This is a genomic window from Fibrobacter sp. (assembly GCF_017545445.1).
In the GTDB taxonomy this organism is placed as follows: Bacteria; Fibrobacterota; Fibrobacteria; order Fibrobacterales; family Fibrobacteraceae; genus Fibrobacter.
The window spans coordinates 1-2,922 of the sequence record NZ_JAFWOM010000023.1 but is presented as its reverse complement, the minus strand read 5'-3'; the positions used below and the strand labels follow the sequence as shown (position 1 = coordinate 2,922).

General features: G+C 43.8%; 5 protein-coding genes. 3 read left to right on the top strand and 2 right to left on the bottom strand.

The window, feature by feature from the left end:
- Window positions 1-135 precede the first annotated feature (135 nt).
- Window positions 136-948: a BRO family protein gene (locus tag IKG78_RS02590; RefSeq protein WP_290938859.1), complete on the bottom strand. Its 813-nt coding sequence runs from the start codon at window positions 946-948 to the stop codon at window positions 136-138.
- On the bottom strand, window positions 948-1,130 hold the full coding sequence (locus tag IKG78_RS02585) for a hypothetical protein (protein ID WP_290938857.1): 183 nt from the start codon (window positions 1,128-1,130) through the stop codon (window positions 948-950). Before IKG78_RS02585 ends, IKG78_RS02590 begins: the two co-directional genes overlap by 1 nt.
- Window positions 1,131-1,251: 121 nt before the next feature.
- Here IKG78_RS02585 and IKG78_RS02580 point away from each other — a divergent pair, with 121 nt between their 5' ends.
- The 3 genes from IKG78_RS02580 to IKG78_RS02570 form a co-directional block, all read left to right on the top strand.
- Window positions 1,252-1,557 carry a helix-turn-helix transcriptional regulator gene (locus tag IKG78_RS02580; protein WP_290938855.1) on the top strand — a complete coding sequence of 102 codons (306 nt, stop codon included), beginning with the start codon at window positions 1,252-1,254 and terminating at the stop codon, window positions 1,555-1,557.
- A 39-nt stretch (window positions 1,558-1,596) separates the two neighbouring features.
- On the top strand, window positions 1,597-1,986 hold the full coding sequence (locus IKG78_RS02575; RefSeq protein ID WP_290938853.1) for a hypothetical protein: 390 nt from the start codon (window positions 1,597-1,599) through the stop codon (window positions 1,984-1,986).
- A gap of 108 nt (window positions 1,987-2,094) precedes the next feature.
- A partial coding sequence (locus tag IKG78_RS02570) for a hypothetical protein (RefSeq protein WP_290938851.1) occupies window positions 2,095-2,922 on the top strand: 828 nt, incomplete at its 3' end.

Genomic DNA, 2,922 nt, shown 5'->3' with positions numbered 1-2,922 from the left:
CGGAACTTTGTCCGCTCGTGGTGGATTTTGGCACTGACAAGGCGGTATTCCCTGGTGCCGGGCTTGAAGTTGCGACGGAGCGTGTCAAGTTCGACGATGCGCCTCATCTGCGATTTCTTGAGCTCCGTCATGGGCCTAGCCCTCCAAATCTTCGAGTGCCTTGTTGACGAGGAACTTCACGAAATCTTTGTTGGTTGGAAACTTCTGGCCCTGCTCGAAAAGGCGTTTCTTGACAGAGTTCAGGCGGTCGGTGATGTCTGCCGGGAGCGATACGCTCGGAACCATTCGCGGGAATAGTTCGCACTGGCCCGAAAGCTCCGTCTTGGCGGCTTCGAACTTCGCCTGGTCCTCCGGGTTGCTGAACTCGATTTTGCGTTTGACGGCATACTTGCCCGTCTTGCGGATGGACGGGAGCACGTCTTCCATTACCCAGTGTTCGAACTTCCGAGCATCGGGCATGCGGGAACGAATGATGAGGCGGTAAAGGTCCGGCTCATTAATGGCGATCATTGCGCGGGTTTGACCGTTGGCATCCTTGACGGTCGTCTTCTTAGCGAGACAGTGACTCTCGTCGATATACTTGGAGTCGATAACCTTGCCGCAGTGGTCGGCAATTGCTTTGGCGGTATTCTTGTAACCGAGAATTTTGCATACATCGTCGGCGACAAACCAAGTTTCCTTGTTATTATCGTTGAACCATCTGACATGGTCTGTATCATTAAAAATGCGGTAACGGAGTCGCAAAGCCCCTGCTGTGGTCGGGTCGAGTTCCTCGGCCTTAATTGCTTCGTTTGCGATTTTTTCGGATTCAAGGACTTCTACCGATGGACAGAAGTCTCTATCGCAAGCTGGGATGTTGTTGTCGAAATTTTTGGGGAGCTGGTCTAACGATTCGTTAGAGCAGGTCTCTGTGTTTTCGGATTCTTCTTCGTAAACAGACTTGATCATTATGCTACCTCTTTTTTGACAATTCCAAGGTTTTGGAGGATGATTGTGAGCTGGTGATTGGTGCGGTAACCCGAGGCTACTTCCCTTACGTAGTTGGCACTGTAAGGCTTTCCGGCGACTTCGGAGACCTTTTCGGCGACCTTTCGCCAAGAGAATTTTGTGACGGTGAAATCGGCAGTCATTGTGTTGATTTCCTTTTTTATTAACTTTTATTGTAATGGTGGTTAATTATCACTACATCAACAAATGTATATAAACATTTGTTGAGTGTCAAGAGGTTTTATAAACATTTGTTGAATTTTTATGTTTTCACAATTTTTACGCAAAGCAATCGAAGAATCCGGCAAAACCCAAAAAGTTGTTGCTGACGAAGCAGGAATAACCCAAGCAGCTCTTGCAAACTACCTTAATGGGTCTAGAAGCCCGCAATTTGAGGTTGTTGAATTACTCTGTAAGTCTTGTGGCTATTCAGTCAAGTTTGAAAAGGTGTCAACAAACGTTGAGATCCCTGCAAATGACGAAAATAAAGAAACTCCTTTAACAAGTGATGAAATTAAAGAATTGAGAGAGCTTTTGAAAGGTCGGGTAGCGAAACGAAAGGTCGGGTAGTCGGCAGGTTCGGTAACATTATCCAAGTGAGTTTTTGATATGCGTTGGTTCGGCAGTACATGTGTTGATGATTTTCCTGATGATTTGTACGAATCTGCAAATTATAGGGTTCAAAAATTTGTTAGAAAATGGGCTATAGTCTTGACTCGAAATGCAGGCTGTCGGGGAACTAATAACGTGAAGATGATTGTCGAGTATTGGAATGGCGATCATCCAGAAGACAAGATTTCAGTCAAAAGCTACTACAGGAACAAAGCTCGGTTGGAAAAGGGAGGATGGGAGTCGTTCTTCGGCCTTCCGCCTAGAAAAAGGGCTCCTAAAAATCAGCCACCCGAAACAATGGCCGAGCCGCCACTGAGTCAAGAGGAATTGAAACAAGTTCGAGCTCTCCTATCAAAAATGAACCCACCAGCCCAAGCTACCGCGTAAGAGGGAATATTATCGAGCTTTTTTAGGACATAACCAATTATGGCAACAAAGACATCTTCAACAAAGGAAATTACACTCAGTCTTTTTGCTCTTACAGAGACGAAAGACGTGAATATTACCGAAGAAATCAAAAAGGAACTTAAGGGCAAGATTACGGTCGAAAGTAGAATAGTTTCGCTTGAAGACGGCAAGGGTAAAGCATGCGCAATGAATGTCACGACTAAAGGAGACATTGTTTTATTGCATATAGCAAGATATGAAGAAGGAGTTCCGATTGATATCATAAGGCATGCGTCCAGTGATTTGCAGAAGGATTCTATTGAAGTTGAAGTTAAGCCTCCTGAAAAGGATTCTGATTATCTAAAATGTCAAGCCATGGCTTTGTTCTGTGGTAATGCGGCTATAGCGATGGTTTCCGACGGTCGCGAATATTCCCTGGTGTGGAATTTTGTTCACAAGCTTCTCGGCAAAGCCAAGTTTATTCCAGTTCAAGAATTTTCTCATGCTATTCAAGAAGCTATTGAAAATCACGGAATCAAGTATGTGCGATTGAACGGTCTTGTGCAACCTAAGTCTGTTCAAAAAGCCATTAGAAATTCTGACATAAGCCAACTTCAACTTTGTACTTCTGAAAGCGGCACAAAAAGCAAGAATGACGCAGTAAAATTTGAACTTAAGTTTATCCCTGAAAAAAATGTCAAAGCGTTTTTCGGTTCTTTTTTGTCGGTTGGAGCACGTGGAGAAACAGTGTTTGATTCTGACGATGGAATGTTCTCTGTAGTTGCTGAAACTAGTCAAGGAGAAAAAATTAAGAAAGACGGTTTTTGTCGTACAAAAAAGGTTAAATTTGAAAGGTATGGATCCTTTGTTTTTAAGAAAGAAGCTTTTATAGAAATGACGAACTGGTTTAAGGAACTTAACGCAAACCATGAATGG